This is a genomic window from Tabrizicola sp. T74 (assembly GCF_057219935.1).
This window is the reverse complement of record NZ_JBXVVT010000004.1, coordinates 293,700-310,438: the sequence shown is the minus strand read 5'-3', so window position 1 is coordinate 310,438 and position 16,739 is coordinate 293,700. Positions and strand designations below refer to the sequence as shown.

Sequence of the window (16,739 nt, the reverse complement as noted above, 5' to 3'; positions counted from 1 at the left end):
ACCGACTCTGACAGGGCGCGCCAAGAGCGCGCCCCTTTCAGTTGCAGGTGATCAGCCGGGTGAACCCCTGCGCCAACTCTGCCAAATCCTCGGGCGCGACCGGCTCCGCAGCTTCCGCCACCACCGGATCGACGCCATTCTGCGCGAGGAACAGCTTGGCGATCTCGCCCCGGATGGCGAAATTCACGTTTTGCGGGATGTCGTCATACAGGTCCGCGACCTTTGCCGCATCCAGCTTGGCCACAACGACCCCCACGACTTGCCCCGCCGCATTCACCACCGGCCCTCCAGAGTTCCCCGGCTGCACCGGGGCGGAAATCTGCATGTTGATCCCGTCACCGCCGATCCCCTTCAAGCTGGTCACCGCACCCCGCGTGATGTTCAGCCCGCCCAGCAAGTCCGGCAGCGGATAGCCCGCCACCGTCACATCCGAGTTGAGCCGCGCCGGTTCACGCGCGAATGTTGCTGGGGCCACCCCCGCCAGACCCTCTGCCTTCAACAGCGCAAGGTCAAAAGTCTCGTCCTCGGCCAGGACGACGGCCGGTTTCCCGTCGATCGACAGGCTGCGGCAGTCGGCGATGACATGGCGGTTGGTCAAGACCACGCCAGCGCCGGTCACGATGAAGCCAGTACCATACCCCACCGCGGGGCTGGCGACCGCTGCCGGCGCGGGGTCCTCTGCAGCCGGTCGCGCTGAGGGCTCTTCCTCCTCCATCAAGGCGGCGACAGTCTCAATCCCGTCCGACAGCACCCCCGGCGAAATCCCGATGGCTGGGGCATAGCCCGGCTCGATGCTGCCGGTGATCGCCGCGAAGGCCCCGGCGTCCCGGTCCTCGCCTGACAGCATGATCGTGGACCAGGCCCCGCGCCGGTAGTCCGACCTTGTGTAAAGGCTCCTGCCATCCAACGTCCGGCCCGAGGTGATCCAGACCTGCGGCCGCCGCACCGTATAGGCCTCGACCACCGAACTGTCTTCGGTGAACCGGTGCAGACGCACGGTCCCTCCGGCATCCTGTACCGTCAGGGAATAGCCGATAGAGCGCCCCCGCACTTCCATGTTGAAGAAGACATCCGACCGACCGCCCTCGACCAAGGCCCTGGTCGGCACCAGGAAGGACATGTCGAGGTCCGAGTCATACTGCCGCTCCCATCCTTCCTCCTCCAGCGCCCCGTAGGCCTTCAGCGCGGCCAGCACCGCATCGGCATTCGTCACGATCCGTCCGCCGCCCTGCGATAGCGTGAAGCGCTCCAGCGCCCGCTGGCTGCCCGCGCCCCAGGCGCCGTCGATCATCCCGTTGTAGACCCCGGCAAAGGCGAGGCCGGTCTGCAGAAGCCGCTTCTCCTGATCGGTCAGAAACCGCGCGTCGAATTCCTGCCCAAGCTGCTCCGCCGTAAAGGCCGACGCCGACCACGGGATCAGAAAGCAAATCAGGACCAACAATGCTCGCATCGGGACTCTTCCGGAAATCTGCCCCAATGGACGCCTGCGCCTCGCGTCGGTCAAGGCCATCTGTTGCAGCCTATGCGACCTACCCCCCGAACGCCCCCGTCCAGATCATCCCTAGGCCCACGAGGCCAAGTCCCCATCCGGCCATCAGCAGCCACTCCGACAGCCGTGACCAGCGTAGCTCCGGGGCGGGGCGGGTCTCTGGTTCGGTCTCGACCCCGAACAGCCGCAGCAGGCTTCGGAACAGCGGCAGTCGTAGCCCGAACCGCCGCAGCGCAGCGCCGATCCCGGCGCCCAGGAGGGCGTTGCGCAAGATGCGCGTCACTTCGTTTATCCCGCTCGCCTGCATCAGCGCGCCCGACATGAGCAGCAACGGGATCGCCGCATAGGCCACCCAATGTCTGCGGCCTTCGCCAAGCCAGCTGTCCACCAGCCACTCGGTCCCGACGGCTGTCGCCAGGATCACGGTCAGCGAAATGACGGTCGACATTACGGGTCCCCTTTGGTGCGTTGCGCGACCCTAGTGCAGCTGGGACCAGACGGCAGGTCGGCAATTCCAGCCCTGCAGGGCCGCCCGCAGACCTTTCCGAACGGTGAACGTCCGCGCGCAACCCCTTGAAATCCTTCCCGCCGCAAACCTGTCCACCGTGGACAGCTATCCCATGAACTCCACCGACAAGACCGTCGGCAGGTGCTTGGCAACCTCTTCCCAGCTCTCCCCCTCATCCCGGGAAAGGTACACCGAGCCCGAGTTCGTCCCGAAGGCCACCCCTCCCTCGCACGAGGCCATCCCCTGCCGCAGCACCGTGAAGAAGCAGTCCCTCTCCGGCAGCCCCGTGCCCTTCCCCGCCCAGGTCTCGCCCCCGTCCTCGGTCTTCCAGACCAGCGCCTTTGCTCCCACCGGATAGCGCCCCAGCGAATCCCCGTTCAGCGGGAACACCCAGAACACCCCCGGCTTCGAAGGATGCGCCGCGACCGGGAAGCCGAAGGTCGAGGGCAACCCCTCGGTCACTTCCTCCCACACCTGCCCGCCATCGCGCGACCGATACACCCCCTGGTGGTTCTGCATGTAGATCAGCCCCTCCGCCGCCCCGAAGGCCAGGTTGTGCACGCAACTGAAAATCTCGTCCTCCCGCCGGAACTCTCCCTCCCCCCAGTCGCGCGGCAAGGCCCCCGCCGGCCCCGGCCGGTTCCCCCGCCGGTTCCGCTGCTGCCAGCTCGAACCTCCATCCCGAGACTCAAACACCCCCGCCGCCGAGATCCCGACCCAGATGCCCCCCTTCTGGTCGGCAAGGATCGTGTGCAGCGTCAGCCCCGCCGCCCCCGGCATCCACTGGTCCGCGCCGGGCTGGTCGGTCAGAGCCTCAAGCCGCGACCAACTCTCCCCGCCATCCACACTCTCGAACAGATAGGCCGGCTTCGACCCCGCCAGCACCCGCCCCCGGTCGTAAGCCACCGACCACAGCTGCTCCGCCCCCTCGAACGGCCCTTTCGACACCGACCACTCGCCCCCGCGACGGCGCCAGACCCCCGCGCCTTCCCACTTGCCGCCCCCGGCCGCCAGGATCTCCCCCCCGCGCCCGATCGCATGGTTGATCGGCCAGCCCTCGCAGAACGGCCCCTCCACCCGGCCCCCACTCAGCACGAACAACCCTTTCGTCGTCCCGACCAGTATCTCCATCGCCGCCTCCTTCGCGTGACGCCCCCAGCCTACACCCGCGCCGCCACACTGCACCGCCAAATTTCCTGACCATCTGGACAAACTTCGCCCGACCCCGCTTACTCGCCCAAAAGGAGTCGCCCATGCCCCGCAAGATCATCATCGACACCGACCCCGGCCAGGACGACGCCGTCGCCATCCTCCTCGCCCTCGCCTCGCCCGAGCTCGACGTCCTCGCCCTCACCACCGTCGCCGGGAACGTCCCCCTCCCCCTCACCACCCGCAACGCCCGCCAGATTGTCGAGCTTTCCGGCAAACAAACCCCCGTCTACGCCGGCTGCGACGCGCCCCTGAAGCGCAAACTCGTCACCGCCGAATACGTCCACGGCAAGACCGGCCTTGACGGCATCCCGCTCCCCGACCCCACGCATCCCCTGCAACCCGAACACGCCGTCGACCACATCATCGACACGCTGCGGCGCGAGGCCCCCGGCACCGTCACCCTCTGCCCCCTCGGCCCCCTCACCAACATCGCCACCGCCTTCCTCCGCGCCCCCGACATCATCCCCCGCGTGGCCGAGATCGTCCTGATGGGCGGCGCATATTTCGAGGTCGGCAACGTCACCCCCGCGGCCGAGTTCAACATCTACGTCGACCCCGAAGCCGCGGAAATCGTGTTTAAATCAGGCGTGCCGCTGGTGGTCATGCCCTTGGACGTCACCCACAAGGCCCTGACCTCGCGCGCCTGGGTGGAGGAGATGCGGGCCCTCGGCACCCCCGTCGGACAGGCCGTCGCCTCCTGGACCGATTTCTTCGAACGTTTCGACACCGCCAAATACGGCTCCGAAGGCGCCCCCCTGCACGACCCCTGCGTGATCGCGTACCTCCTCCAGCCCGCCCTCTTCCACGGCCGCCACATCAACGTGGAGATCGAGACGGGATCGGAGCTCACCCTCGGCATGACCGTCGCCGACTGGTGGCGCGTGACGGGGCGAGAGCCCAACGCGATGTTCATGGGCTCCGTGGACCGGGAGGGGTTCTACCGGCTCTTGACGGAGCGGTTGGGGAGGTTGTGAGGGGGAAGCGTCAGTGGGCCGTTGAAGGTGCTACTCTCTCAGGCGTCACCTTAAACTCAGAAAACTTCCAGTTGAAGCGAAGAAACCAGCCAATCTGAGCTTTCGCAGTAGGCCCAGAGGACTCGGCTTCTTCGATTAATGCCGTCTTTACCGCGTCAAACCATTCAGCTTCCCTTCTGAAGCCTTCCCTCGTCCGATGCCTGCCGGCCAATGCCTTCAATGCCGCACCAACATCATCAAAGAAACCTCCGTCGACGTGTCGAAATACTGCCTTTGCAAAATCCTTATGTCCAGCCAGATGGAGGATTTCCGTCTGGCTATAGCCTCCGTAGCCATTCCCTCCAAAAAACTCACTTGTAAAGCCATTTAGGTCTCTACCAAACAAGTCAACTAACCTAATCGCTTCAGTGGTCATAACTCGCTCGAATGCGACGTACTGCGCGTTCCTCATTGATTCAACGATATCAGACATAGGCTCTTCAGCATCGAAAGCGTAGCCACCATAGGAAAATCCCCGCTCACCACCCCAACCATAATCACGCCCGTATGCTGCCTTAGTAATTTTATTCTCTCCTGATAGAAACGAGATTCTGGCCTTAATTCTTCTGACAAAGTCGTCTAAATCCATCCCGCCGTCACGGACAATCCAAATAGCGTCGTTGGCAACGTGAAGGTATGGGCCCGGGTCAATGTCCTCTCTGTCAAAGAGATACGAGCAGGCTTCCGTGAACATCGCCCGAAGGTCTGCCCCTTCAGCCTTCCTCCACTCCACGAATCGACGCCAGAAGGGTATCTCCCTGTCGCCTGAAAACTGCAAAGTTGAGCGAAGTGCAGATTTAACGACTTCAGGGTCCTCATATCCGATGCCAATTAATGACACGCCGAGGTCTATCGGTAAGATGTTCGAAGCGCTTCCAGAGAATATCTCCTCATGAGGGTGGTTCTCGGAGAGACGAAACAGCGGATGGGCCTCGTCTCCACCCTTGGGTCGCACGAAGAGTGAGTAGTTGTCTCTCTTCTGCAGGTCTTCTGGACTTAGTTGGCGAGACGCAACCGCTATCGCCAAAGCCAGATAAGTTCGAACAAACCGCCTCATCGCATCCACAGAGTTCACTAGATCATCATCCAGTACATCTATGACCCGGCCGCAGTCGTGAACGCACTGTCTCAGAACTCTTAGATTGCTTAGCTTCGCAGAGGAAAAGAAGTCCAGAACAGTATCCTTATGTTCTTGAAACCAATCCTTTCCTCGCCCCTCCGGCATTGCGGCAATAAACTCAGGCAAAGCCGCTCCAACTTGAGCGACAATCCGAACAGTTCTACCAACAACCTTCTCTTTAAGCGTTTGAAATAGTTCCCACCTTCGCTTTTGATCGCCTGTCTGCCCGCTCTGTTCTATATATCCATAGATAACAACATTTTTGTTTCTATGCTCCACAAACTCATTCACAAGGCCGAGAATCTCAGAAGGAGACATCCCGCAACGCTCTACGTCATCAAAGATCAATATTCTTGGAAGGTTATTGATCATTCGATCCTCAACGGCGTCTTGAATGATAGTTCCAACGTTTCCAAACTTTGCAAATAGTCCCAACGTATTTCCGAGCTTTCCGATTGACTCAGATATCTTTGCTTCTGAGGTTTCTGCTAGCAGTGCGCGCCGAAAGCCCTTTCGATCTACCACTCCATTAAGCGTTGTGTATCTTGCTTCTCCCGATTTTATTGAATCGCTCAATTCGTGTTTCACAAGGTGCGTTTTGCCAGATCCCCAGGGTGCTTCTATCATGAACGCATATCGAGGATTCGGTATCTTTGTGTATTCGCGAAGCGCAATAACTGCTGCTGCGTGGCGATCCATTTGCTTAGCTCACTCTTTTTAACGTTGTATCGATCGGATGGCGAATGATTAACCGACGGCTTGACCTAAAATCCCATACTTAGGGGCAAAGAAAAAGCAGGTTGCCCAAACCCCTTAACAAACCCCTAACGCCCACGCGCAACCCATTGCTTCCAAAGCATAATCCGAAAATGTCCACCGTGGACAACCGGAGTCCTGTGCGGCCCCCACCTCACCCCAGCGGCAGGACGACCGTGAACCGGCTCCCCTCGCCCACCACGCTCTCCACCCGCAGCCACCCCCGGTGCCGGCTCACGATGTGCTTCACGATGGCCAGCCCCAGCCCCGTCCCCCCCATCTCGCGCGAGCGGTGGGAATCGACCCGGTAGAACCGCTCCGTCAGCCGCGGCAGGTGGACCGGGTCGATCCCCTCCCCCTCGTCCGCGACCTCCACCCGCACCGCCGGCCCCCGCACCGTCTCCTCGGGCGACAGCGAGACCCGCACCACCTGCCCCGACTTCCCGTATTTCAGCGCGTTCTCGACCAGGTTCGTGAAGACCTGCACCAGCTGATCCGCATCCCCCGGCACCGTCACTGGATCGCCGGCCAGCACGACCGTATCCCCCTCCTTCTCCGCCACCCCCCGCAGCGAAGAGATCACGCTTTCCAACAGCCCCCGCAGCTCCACCGGCTCCTTCGGCCGCACCCGTTCCTCTGCCTCCACCCGGGAAAGCTGGAGAAGGTCCCGCACCAGCCGGTTCATCCGCCCGGCCTCGGCCTCCATGATCCCCAGGAACATCTCCCGCGCCTTGGGGTCGTCCTTCGCGGCGTTCTTCAAGGTCTCGATGAACCCCATCAGCGCCGTCAGGGGCGTGCGCAGTTCATGGGAGACGTTCGCGACGAAGTCCCGCCGCATTTCGCCGGCCTTCTCCTCCTCGGTCACGTCGCGGAAGACGATCAGCACCAGCCCTTCGCCCAGGGCCGAGACGGTGACCTGGAACACCTGCTCCTGCCCCTCACGGCGCAGCACCATCCGCGCCTCTTGCGGCGGGGCGTCAGGCCGGGCCGCGGCCAGCGCCGCCAGTACCGCAGGCGCCCGGACCGCGATGGCGGGATGGCGGCCCACCATCCCCTCACCCAGCAGCGCGACGGCAGGGGCGTTGCAGTCCAGCACCCGGTCGCCGTTCCTGACCAGCATCGCGGGCATCGGCAGGCCGGTCAGCAGCCTGGAAAGCTGCAACTCTGTCATTCTGGCATCACTCCGCCTCAGGTTGACCCGCGTGGCTTGTCTTGCGCGGGAATAGCAGTAAATTCGCCGCAGTACACGTAATGCGGTGCGGAACCGGCCCTTCTCCGGAACACCTTTGGCGCCCGCATGGATCCCTGACCCATGATTTGGCGGCGCCCTGCCTGGAATGAGCCGGAGAGATGTCGCAGAAATTGAGATGCCTGGTGATCGGGATTCCGGAGGCGAAGGCCGCCGAGGGAAGTCTGCGACCGGAAGAGTTCGCCTCGATCGACCTGGCCGCGTTCGACCAGTACCTGCCGCTGCCGCCGACGCTGGAGCTGGTGGTGACGCCGCTGTTCTGCATGGCCTTCGACGCGCTTGAGATCATCGAGCGCCTGGGGGCGCAGGATTTCCGCAAGACCTTGCGGGTCGTGGCGCCCAAGCTGCCGAACCGGCAGGTCGTCCTGCGTGAGCTGCGCAGCCACGCGGCGCGGCAAGGTATCACCATCGAACTGGTCGAAGAAGGCTAAGATACCTTGGTCAGCCCGGCGCGGAAGCGGCGCGCGTTGGCCTGGTAGCTGACCGCCGAGGCCAGAAGCCGCGCCTGCGCGATTTCGTCCAGGTGCCGGACCACCTTGCCGGGCGCGCCCATCACCAGGCTGCCGTCGGGGATCTCCTTGTCCTCGGTGATCAGTGCGCAGGCCCCGATCAGGCAGCCCTTGCCGATCTTCGCCCCGTTCAGGATCGTCGCCCCCATCCCGATCAGCGTGCCTTCCCCAATGGTGCAGCCATGCAGCATCGCCTTGTGGCCGATGGTGCAATTGGCGCCGATGGTCAGGGGATAGCCAAGGTCGGTGTGCAAGACCGCGTTTTCCTGCACGTTGGTCCCGGCACCAACACGGATCAGCTCGTTATCGCCGCGGATCACCGCGCCGTACCAGACCGAGGCGTCGGCCTCGACCACAACCTTGCCGATCAGGACAGCGGTGTCGGCGAGCCAGGCCGAGGCGGCGATTTCGGGGGCGATCCCTTCCAGGGTGTAGATCATCGGGCTTCGAACTCCTCGTTGAGGGTACGGACAAAGGCAGAGAGCTGCGGCTGGCGTTCGCGCCTCAAGCGCTCGGCGGTCAGGATGGTCTTCAGGCTGTCGAACGTTGCCTGCAGGTCCTCGTTCACCAGGACATAGTCATATTCGGCCCAATGGCTGATTTCGTCACGACTTTTCGCCATTCGACCGGCAATCACCTCATCGCTGTCCTGGGCGCGGGTGCGCAGGCGGCGGTCCAGCTCGGCAATCGACGGGGGCAGGATGAAGATCGACACCACGTCGCCGCGCATCGCCTGCTTGATCTGCTGGCCCCCCTGCCAGTCGATGTCGAAGACCGTGTCGGTGCCCGCCTGCATCGCGGCCTCGACCGGGGCGCGGGGGGAGCCGTAGAAATTGCCGAAGACCTCGGCGTGTTCCAGCATCTGGCCCTGTTCGACCATCGTCTGAAACTCGTCCCGGCTGCGAAAATAGTATTCGCGGCCGTCCTGTTCGCCAGGCCGAGGTTCGCGGGTGGTGGCCGAGATGGAAAAGCGCATCGTCGGGTCCCAGGCCATCAGCATCCGGGAGAGCGTCGACTTTCCGGCGCCCGAGGGTGAGGAAAGGATCAGAAGAAGCCCGCGCCGTGTCATCGATCATTCCACATTCTGGACCTGTTCGCGCATCTGATCGATCACGGTTTTCAGGTCAAGGCCGATGCGGGTCAGCGCCAGCGACTGCGCCTTGGAGCACAGGGTGTTCGCTTCGCGCATGAATTCCTGCATCAGGAAGTCAAACTTGCGGCCCACGGGTGCCGCGTCGGCGACCAAGGCGCGGGCGGCGGCGACATGGGCGGCCAAGCGGTCCAACTCCTCGGTCACGTCGGTTTTCACTGCGATCAGCGCAAGTTCCTGGGCGAGGCGCGTCTCGTCAACGGCATCGGTTGCAGCCAGGACGCGGGCCAGGGCCTCGCGCAGCGTCTCGGCCTGGGTCGCGGTGCGGGTGGCGGTTTCGGTCTGGGCATCGGCGGTCAGGTTGTCGATCCGGTCCAGCTGCCCCGCCAGCACCTGGGCCAGGGCCTGCCCTTCGGCCCGGCGCATCGCAGCGAAATCGTCCAGAAGCGCGGGCAGATCGGCGACCAGTGCAGCCCGAAGCTCGGTCGTGTCGACATCCTGCCCGGTCTGATCGATCACCCCGCGCAGGGTCAGGACATCGGCAGCCGTCGGCTGGCGCAGGGTCACGCCCGCATCCATCGCCGCCGTCTCGACCCGGGCCAGCGCTGCCAGTGCCGCAGACAGCGCCGGTTCATTCAGCCGGAAGGCCGCCAGATCACCGCCCTCGTCCTGCGTGACCTTCAGCGTCAGGCTGACATTGCCGCGCTGGACCGCCTTCTGCAGCTCGGCCCGCACCGCGGCCTCCAGTCCGTCGACCCAGTCCGGCAGGCGCAGCCGCAGGTCCAGCCCCTTGCCATTCACCGACCGCAGGTCCCAGGTCCAGGCATAGCCGGCCCCCGCCCCGCGCCGGGCCGCGAAACCTGTCATCGAAATCATGAAGCCCCCACTCAACCGCCGCGTGCGGTATTTACCATTTGATTAGATTTTCGGCCGAATCCGATGGATCCGGAGTATCTTTCTTAGACGCGGCGGACCGATGCCTCGCAAGGGGCGTGATGCATGGAACGGAGACAAAGATGACCTTAGGATTTCTTGACAGGCTGCGCCCGCACCCGCGCCCCGCCGGTCCGGTCGTCATCGAAGGCCTGTCCCAGACGCGTGCCTACTGGGAAAGCCTGCGTCGCGGCGAGGCGTTGCCGTTACGGCGGGCGGTCGATCCGCGCGGGCTGGTCGGCGTGTTGGACCGGGTGTTCCTGGCCGACCGCATCGGCCGCGGCATAGGGCAGATCCGGATTGCCGGATCGGGGTTAGCCGAGTTCGCCGGGCTGGATGTGCGTGGCCTGCCGTTAAGCTGCTTATTCGGGGCCGAGTCGCGGGGCCTCTTGGCTGACACGCTGGAACAGGTCTTTGCCGGGCCCGGCATTGCGGAGATCGACCTTGGCTCGGACCGGGCACCGGGGGGCGGCATCGTGGCGCGGCTGTTACTGTTACCGCTCGATGACGATACGGGTGGGCGGCTGGTGCTTGGGGTGATGGGCTTTGCCGACAAGTCCCCCAAGCGGTGCAAGTTGCAGATCCTGACGCGGCGGGAAGAGGCTCTGGCCTTGCCGCCAGCCCCTGCCCATGTGCCCGAGCCCATTCCGGAACCCGCGCCGGTGCAAACCCTCGTGCCGATCCGGCGCAAGGGCCATCTTTCTCTGGTACATCTTGCAGATTGAAGGATCGGCAGGGTGTATCCCTGCCGCCTTCATCCTGACGCGCCTTACAGCGCCACCCGCCGCGCGGCTTCGCGCTGCGAGGACAGCTCTTCCGCCACCAGGAACGCCAGTTCCAGCGACTGCGAGGCGTTGAGCCGCGGGTCGCAGGCGGTGTGATAGCGGTCGGCGAGATTTTCGTCGCTGACAGCCCGCAGACCCCCAGTGCATTCGGTCACGTCCTGGCCTGTCATCTCGAAGTGAACACCGCCGGGCTGGGTGCCCTCGGCCTTGTGGATCGCAAAGAACTCGCGCACCTCGCGCAGGACGCTGTCAAAGGGCCGGGTCTTGTAGCCGGACGCCGCCTTGATCGTGTTGCCGTGCATCGGGTCGCAGGACCAGACGACATTGGCGCCTTCGGACTGCACGGTCTTGATCAGCCGCGGCAGGTTGTCGCCGACCTTCCCTGCGCCAAAGCGGGCGATCAGGGTCAGGCGACCGGGCTCGTTCTCCGGGTTCAGCTTGGCCATCAGGACCTTCAGGTCCTCGGCGGTGGTGGATGGACCGCATTTCAGGCCGATGGGGTTCAGCACGCCGCGGCAGAATTCGACATGCGCGCCGTCGGGCTGACGGGTGCGGTCGCCGATCCAGATCATGTGACCCGAGCCGGCCACGTTCTGCCCGGTGATGCTGTCCACGCGGCAGAGCGCCTCTTCGTATTCCAGCAGCAGCGCCTCGTGGCTGGTGTAGAAGTCGACGCGGGAAAGTTCGTTCGCCGTGTCGCTGTTCACCCCGGCCGCATTCATGAAGTCGAGCGCGTCGGAAATCCGGTTCGCCATCTCGCGGTAGCGTTCGGCCTTGTCATGTTCGGCAAAGCCCAGGGTCCAGCTGTGCACCCGATGGATGTCGGCAAAACCGCCGGTGGAAAATGCGCGCAGCAGGTTCAGGCTTGCCGCGGCCTGGGTATAGGCCTGCAGCATCCGGTTCGGGTCCGGGATGCGCGCCTCGGGCGTGGGGTCGAAGCCGTTGATGATGTCGCCCTTGTAGCTGGGCAGTTCAACGCCGTTGATGACCTCGGTCGGGGCAGAACGCGGCTTGGCGAACTGGCCGGCCATGCGGCCCACCTTGATCACCGGCACCTTGGCGGCATAGGTCAGGACGACCGCCATCTGCAGCATCACCCGGAAGGTGTCGCGGATGTTGTCGGCTGAAAACTCGGCAAAGCTTTCAGCGCAGTCACCGCCCTGCAAAAGGAAGGCCTTCCCCTCGCCCGCCAGCGCCAGTTGCTTCTTCAGCCGCCGCGCCTCACCGGCAAAGACCAGCGGAGGATACTTCGACAGCTGCGCCTCAACGCCATTCAGCGCGCCCTGATCGGGATAATCCGGCATCTGGATCCGCGGCTTCGCGCGCCATGCCGTCTTCGTCCATCCCTTGGTCATCGTTCCGCTCCAAAGCCTTGCAATCGGTCAGCGATATACGCCCGCGTTTCCGCCTTTGCAAAGGGCGATTGGGCGAAAACCGACGCTTTCGGCCCTTGCGGCTGGTCGGTTTTTGCGTTTCCTTGGCCACAAACGACATGATCAGGTCGCAGACATGACGCTCGCGCCGCGAAAGGCCACCCAGACGCAGAAGACCTCGGCCTCGCGCCGCTTTGTCTTTGTGCTGTTGGACAAGTTCACGATGATCTCTTTCGCCGGGGCCATCGAACCCCTGCGCATCGCCAACCGGGTCTCGGGCGAGACGCTGTACACCTGGGCCCTTTGCGGCGAGGGGACCGAGAAATCCTGTTCCAACGGCGCGACCTTCCGGCTGGAGCTTGGGCTGGACGAGATGGACCGCGAGGACACGATCCTGGTCTGCGGGGGCCTGGATATCCAGCGCACCACGACCAAGGGCGTGGTCAACTGGCTGCGGCGCGAGGCCCGGCGCGGCGTCACCATCGGCGGCATCTGCACCGGCGGCCATGCGCTGGCCAAGGCCGGGCTTCTGGATGGCAAGAAGGCGACGATCCACTGGGAAAACCAGGACGGCTTTGCCGAGGAATTCGAGAATGTGAAGCTGACCAAGTCCGTCTACGTGATGGATGGCAACCGCTGGACGACGGCGGGGGGCATTTCGTCCATCGACCTGATGCTGAAGATCATCGCCGCTGACCATGGTGAGGACCTGGCGAACACGGTCGCCGACCAGATGATCTACACGACGATCCGCACCGACCAGGACACCCAGCGCCTGTCGATCCCGACGCGAATCGGCGTGCGGCATCCGAAGCTTAGCCAGGTGATCCAGATGATGGAGGGCAACATCGAAGACCCGATGTCGCCCGCCGACCTGGCCGAAGAGGTCGGCATGTCGACCCGCCAGCTGGAGCGTCTGTTCCGCCGCTACCTCAACCGCTCACCCAAGCGGTACTACATGGAGCTGCGCCTGCAGAAGGCGCGGAACCTCTTGATGCAGACCGATATGAGCGTGATCAACGTCGCGCTCGCCTGCGGCTTTGCCTCGCCCTCGCATTTCTCGAAATGCTACCGCAGCCATTACTCGACCACGCCTTACCGCGAGCGCGGGACGCAAGGCATGCCGGGCGCAGTGCCAGTGCGGCTGTCGATCTAGGGCCTGCAAAACTGGGTTAAGACCACCTTACCGAAAATCGGCATGTATTTGATATTTCACCACAAAGGGACACTTGTCCACCGTGGACACTACTCCGCCGGGGCCATCCGGTAGACCGCCCCGTCATAGACCGACAGGAACCAGATCGACCCGTCCGGCGCCTCGACCACGTCGCGGACCCGGCCAGTCTCGGCGGCGCTGATCCGTTCCTCGGCAAACCCGGTCGGGCCGGGCGTGTCGGGGTCAAGCCGTCCCAGGAAGTCGCTGTTCAGGGATCCGAAGAAGATGTCCCCCGTCCAGTCGGGGATCAGCTTGCCGGAATAGATGACCATCCCCGACGGCGCGATGGAGGGATCCCAGACGTGCAGGGGCTGCTCCATTCCTTGCTTCTCGGTCCCCTCGCCAATTGCACCGCCTCCGTAATTCTCGCCATAGCTGATGACCGGCCAGCCGTAGTTCTTCCCGGCTTCTGGGGCATTCAGCTCGTCCCCGCCCTGCGCGCCATGTTCGACGGTCAGAAGCCGCCCCGACAGGTCCAGCGCCGCGCCCTGGATGTTGCGGTGACCGAGCGAGAATGCCCCGGGCAGCCAGCCATCCTGTGCGATCCCCGGGCTGCCGTCGCGGGCCAGAAGGATGACCTTGCCGGCCGAGTTTTGCGGATCCTGCGCCTCCATCCCCTCTGGCCCCGTCCCCCGGTCGCCCGTCGTCAGCGCGATCATTCCATCCGGCAGCTCCACCAACCGCGACCCGAAGTGGCGGCCACCGGGGAAGCCGTTGCCGACGAACAGCGTCTCGAACCCTTCCAGACGGGTGCCGTCTTCCGACAGCCGACCGCGCCCAGCGGCTGTCGCCCCGCCCTCGTCGGTGCTGGCGGAGAAGCTGAGCCAGACCTCACGGCTGGTGGCGAAATCGGCGGGGATCAGGACATCCAAGAGCCCGCCCTGCCCGTCCGCCAGCACCTCGGGCAGGCCGTCGACCGCGACGCGAGCCTCGCCCGCGAACCGGATCAGGCGGCCATCCCGTTCGGTGACGAGGAAACTGCCGTCGGGCAGGAAGGCCACACCCCAGGGCTCTTCCAGGCCGTCCGCGACCGGCGTGATTGCCATCGGCCCGGCCGAGGTGGTGACCTGATCGGCCAGTGCAACAGTCGACAGCGAAACGAGACAGGCGGACAGTCGCAGAACCGGGATCATCGTATCCTCTTCAAGCTGTTCGGGGCTGCGCCCCTTCTGCCCCCTGAAATAGGGTGCGCAACGCCAAAGTCGACAGCGCTTCCCCCAGGGCAGCCAGCATGGGGCTTCCCATTTCGCAATCTGCACACTACGGTCGCCACAGGATCGCGATCCAACTAGGGAGACAACAAATGAAGAAACTTCTGCTGGCCGCTTCGGCCTGCGCACTTATGGCTGGCGCTGCTGCAGCCGAGGACGTGAAGCTGGGCATCCTGATCGGCTTCACCGGCCCCATCGAATCCTTGACCAGCCACATGGCGAATGCCGCTGAACATGCGATTGCCGAAGTGAACGCTTCGGGCAAGGCCAAGAACACCTACAGCTCGGTCCGTGGCGACTCGACCTGCACCGATGCGGCGGCTGCCACCGCTGCAGCGGAACGGATGGTCACGGCGGAAGGCGTGAAGGGCATCATCGGCGGCGACTGCTCGGGCATCACCCGCGCTGTGCTGACCAACGTCGCCATGCCGAACGGCATCGTGATGGTTTCGCCCTCGGCCACCTCGCCGGCGCTGACCGCTGACCCGGACAATGGCCTGTTCTTCCGCACCGCCCCGTCGGACGCGCGCGAAGGCGAAGTCATGGGTGAAATCCTGGCCGAGAAAGGCGTGAAGTCGATTGCGCTGACCTATTCGAACTCGGACTACGGCAAGGGCCTGGCCGAAGCGATTGCAGCGGGCTTCACCGCCAAGGGTGGCACCGTGACGATCAACGCAGCCCATGACGACGGCAAGGCCGACTATTCGGCCGAAGTCGCGGCGCTGGCAGCGGCGGGCGGCGACCTGCTGGTCGTGGCCGGCTATCTGGACCAGGGCGGCAAGGGCATCATCCAGGCCTCGCTCGACACCGGTGCCTTCTCGACCTTCGGCCTGCCGGGCGGCATGGTCGGTGACTCGCTTCCCGAAGCCATCGGCCCGGCCCTTGACGGGTCCTACGGCCAGGTCGCGCAGTCCGACAGCGCCGGTGCGGCGATCCTGACCGAAATGGGCAAGGCCAACGACCCGGCCTACGACGCCACCTCGCCCTACACGATGGAAAGCTATGACGCCGCCGCGCTGATCATGCTGGCCATCGAGGCTTCGGGCTCGACCGACCCGAACGTTTACAAGGAAAAGATCCTGGAGATCGCCAACGGACCGGCTGACGGTTCGGGCACCAAGATCCTTCCGGGCGAGCTGGGCAAGGCGCTGGAGCTGATCGCTGCCGGCACCGCCATCGACTATGACGGCGCTTCGGGCGTGACCCTGATCGGGCCGGGTGAATCGGCTGGCCGCTACCGCCAGTTCGAGGTCAAGGGCGGCAAGTACGAAACCGTCCAGTTCCGCTGATCCCAGGCGAGACGCGAATTTGCAAGGATCACGGCCCGGGCGATGACCCGGGCCGTGGCACAAGGATAAGGCCCCCGTCCGGGTGAACCGGAACAAGGGCGGGCCGCGACAGGGGAAGACAATGATCAGGGTCGAAAAGCTGCACAAGCATTTCGGCGGCTTTCATGCCGTTGACGGCGCATCGCTGGAAATCAAGACCGGCACGATCACCGGCCTGATCGGCCCGAACGGCGCGGGCAAGACCACGCTCTTCAACGTGATCGCGGGACGCTATGCGCCGACCAGCGGCCAGGTGTTCATGGACGGCGAGGACATCACCGGCCTGCCGCCGCACAAACTGTTCGACAAGGGCCTGCTGCGCACCTTCCAGATCGCGCATGAATTCGGGTCGATGACCGTGCGCGAGAACCTGATGATGGTGCCGCCGCGCCAGTCGGGCGAGAAGCTTTGGAACGCCCTCTTCTCGCGCGGCCAAGTCGCCGAGGAGGAAGAGCGCATCCGGCAGAAAGCTGACGAAGTGCTCGAATTCCTGACGATCAGCCACATCGCCGACCAGAAGGCGGGCATGATCTCGGGCGGGCAGAAGAAGCTGGTGGAGCTGGGTCGCACGATGATGGTGGACGCCAAGATCGTCTTCCTGGACGAGGTCGGCGCGGGCGTGAACCGGACACTGCTGAACACCATCGGCGATGCCATCGTGCGGCTGAACAAGGAACGCGGCTATACCTTCTGCGTGATCGAGCATGACATGGACTTTATCGGCAGGCTTTGCGACCCGGTGATCTGCATGGCCGAGGGCAAGGTTCTGGCCGAGGGCACGGTGGATCAGGTCAAGAACGACGAGCGCGTGATCGAGGCCTACCTGGGCCGGGGCCTGAAGAACAAGTTGAAAGAGGAAGCCGCACATGGCTGACCCCCGGGGACACGAGTTTTCCGCGAAAACTCGCATTGCTGATTTTCGCCGAAAATCAGTGCTTTGCGCAGCG

16 protein-coding genes are annotated in these 16,739 nt (G+C 64.1%); 6 read left to right on the top strand and 10 right to left on the bottom strand.

Annotated elements, in window-relative coordinates:
* Positions 1-37 precede the first annotated feature (37 nt).
* The 3 genes from AC2EAL_RS13605 to AC2EAL_RS13595 all read right to left on the bottom strand — a co-directional run bounded on the left by AC2EAL_RS13605 (position 38) and on the right by AC2EAL_RS13595 (position 3,128).
* Positions 38-1,450, bottom strand: coding sequence for a S1 family peptidase (locus AC2EAL_RS13605; protein ID WP_484724759.1), 1,413 nt, complete (start codon positions 1,448-1,450; stop codon positions 38-40).
* Positions 1,451-1,529: 79 nt separating this feature from the next.
* Positions 1,530-1,937 carry a hypothetical protein gene (locus tag AC2EAL_RS13600; RefSeq protein WP_484724758.1) on the bottom strand — a complete coding sequence of 136 codons (408 nt, stop codon included), beginning with the start codon at positions 1,935-1,937 and terminating at the stop codon, positions 1,530-1,532.
* 165 nt (positions 1,938-2,102) lie between these two features.
* Positions 2,103-3,128: a WD40/YVTN/BNR-like repeat-containing protein gene (locus tag AC2EAL_RS13595; protein ID WP_484724757.1), complete on the bottom strand. Its 1,026-nt coding sequence runs from the start codon at positions 3,126-3,128 to the stop codon at positions 2,103-2,105.
* Between the two features lie 122 nt (positions 3,129-3,250).
* On the opposite strand from AC2EAL_RS13595, the gene AC2EAL_RS13590 reads away from it, so the two are divergent.
* Positions 3,251-4,183 (top strand): nucleoside hydrolase, encoded by a 933-nt coding sequence (locus AC2EAL_RS13590; RefSeq protein ID WP_484724756.1) that lies wholly within the window; start codon positions 3,251-3,253, stop codon positions 4,181-4,183.
* A gap of 10 nt (positions 4,184-4,193) precedes the next feature.
* On the opposite strand, the gene AC2EAL_RS13585 is transcribed toward AC2EAL_RS13590, so the two are convergent.
* Both AC2EAL_RS13585 and AC2EAL_RS13580 read right to left on the bottom strand, forming a co-directional pair.
* Positions 4,194-6,041 carry a P-loop NTPase fold protein gene (locus AC2EAL_RS13585; RefSeq protein ID WP_484724755.1) on the bottom strand — a complete coding sequence of 616 codons (1,848 nt, stop codon included), beginning with the start codon at positions 6,039-6,041 and terminating at the stop codon, positions 4,194-4,196.
* A gap of 211 nt (positions 6,042-6,252) precedes the next feature.
* Positions 6,253-7,269, bottom strand: coding sequence for a sensor histidine kinase (locus AC2EAL_RS13580; RefSeq protein WP_484724754.1), 1,017 nt, complete (start codon positions 7,267-7,269; stop codon positions 6,253-6,255).
* Positions 7,270-7,472: 203 nt separating this feature from the next.
* Between AC2EAL_RS13580 and AC2EAL_RS13575 the strand changes: the two genes are divergently transcribed.
* Positions 7,473-7,778, top strand: a complete 306-nt coding sequence (locus AC2EAL_RS13575; protein ID WP_484724753.1) for a hypothetical protein — start codon at positions 7,473-7,475, stop codon at positions 7,776-7,778.
* Here the strand turns inward: AC2EAL_RS13575 and AC2EAL_RS13570 are convergent.
* The 3 genes from AC2EAL_RS13570 to AC2EAL_RS13560 are packed head-to-tail and all read right to left on the bottom strand — an operon-like array spanning position 7,775 to position 9,822.
* A complete protein-coding gene (locus AC2EAL_RS13570) occupies positions 7,775-8,296 on the bottom strand; it encodes a gamma carbonic anhydrase family protein (protein ID WP_484724752.1) in 522 nt (173 codons plus the stop codon). The genes AC2EAL_RS13575 and AC2EAL_RS13570 overlap by 4 nt on opposite strands.
* A complete protein-coding gene (gene gmk / locus AC2EAL_RS13565; protein WP_484724751.1) occupies positions 8,293-8,925 on the bottom strand; it encodes a guanylate kinase in 633 nt (210 codons plus the stop codon). Before gmk ends, AC2EAL_RS13570 begins: the two co-directional genes overlap by 4 nt.
* A 3-nt stretch (positions 8,926-8,928) precedes the next feature.
* Positions 8,929-9,822: a YicC/YloC family endoribonuclease gene (locus AC2EAL_RS13560; RefSeq protein WP_484724750.1), complete on the bottom strand. Its 894-nt coding sequence runs from the start codon at positions 9,820-9,822 to the stop codon at positions 8,929-8,931.
* 140 nt (positions 9,823-9,962) lie between these two features.
* Between AC2EAL_RS13560 and AC2EAL_RS13555 the strand changes: the two genes are divergently transcribed.
* The gene (locus AC2EAL_RS13555; RefSeq protein ID WP_484724749.1) at positions 9,963-10,604 is read left to right on the top strand and encodes a PAS domain-containing protein; all 642 of its coding nucleotides are present in this window, start codon (positions 9,963-9,965) and stop codon (positions 10,602-10,604) included.
* A 44-nt stretch (positions 10,605-10,648) separates the two neighbouring features.
* On the opposite strand, the gene AC2EAL_RS13550 is transcribed toward AC2EAL_RS13555, so the two are convergent.
* On the bottom strand, positions 10,649-12,019 hold the full coding sequence (locus AC2EAL_RS13550) for a class II 3-deoxy-7-phosphoheptulonate synthase (RefSeq protein WP_484724748.1): 1,371 nt from the start codon (positions 12,017-12,019) through the stop codon (positions 10,649-10,651).
* Positions 12,020-12,173: 154 nt separating this feature from the next.
* Between AC2EAL_RS13550 and AC2EAL_RS13545 the strand changes: the two genes are divergently transcribed.
* Positions 12,174-13,193 (top strand): GlxA family transcriptional regulator, encoded by a 1,020-nt coding sequence (locus tag AC2EAL_RS13545; protein WP_484724747.1) that lies wholly within the window; start codon positions 12,174-12,176, stop codon positions 13,191-13,193.
* Between the two features lie 89 nt (positions 13,194-13,282).
* Here the strand turns inward: AC2EAL_RS13545 and AC2EAL_RS13540 are convergent, their stop codons facing one another.
* On the bottom strand, positions 13,283-14,386 hold the full coding sequence (locus AC2EAL_RS13540; RefSeq protein WP_484724746.1) for a PQQ-dependent sugar dehydrogenase: 1,104 nt from the start codon (positions 14,384-14,386) through the stop codon (positions 13,283-13,285).
* A 170-nt stretch (positions 14,387-14,556) separates the two neighbouring features.
* Between AC2EAL_RS13540 and AC2EAL_RS13535 the strand changes: the two genes are divergently transcribed.
* Together AC2EAL_RS13535 and AC2EAL_RS13530 are read left to right on the top strand one after the other, a co-directional pair.
* Positions 14,557-15,753 (top strand): ABC transporter substrate-binding protein, encoded by a 1,197-nt coding sequence (locus tag AC2EAL_RS13535; protein ID WP_484724745.1) that lies wholly within the window; start codon positions 14,557-14,559, stop codon positions 15,751-15,753.
* Positions 15,754-15,874: 121 nt separating this feature from the next.
* A complete protein-coding gene (locus tag AC2EAL_RS13530) occupies positions 15,875-16,666 on the top strand; it encodes an ABC transporter ATP-binding protein (protein ID WP_484724744.1) in 792 nt (263 codons plus the stop codon).
* Positions 16,667-16,739 lie beyond the last annotated feature (73 nt).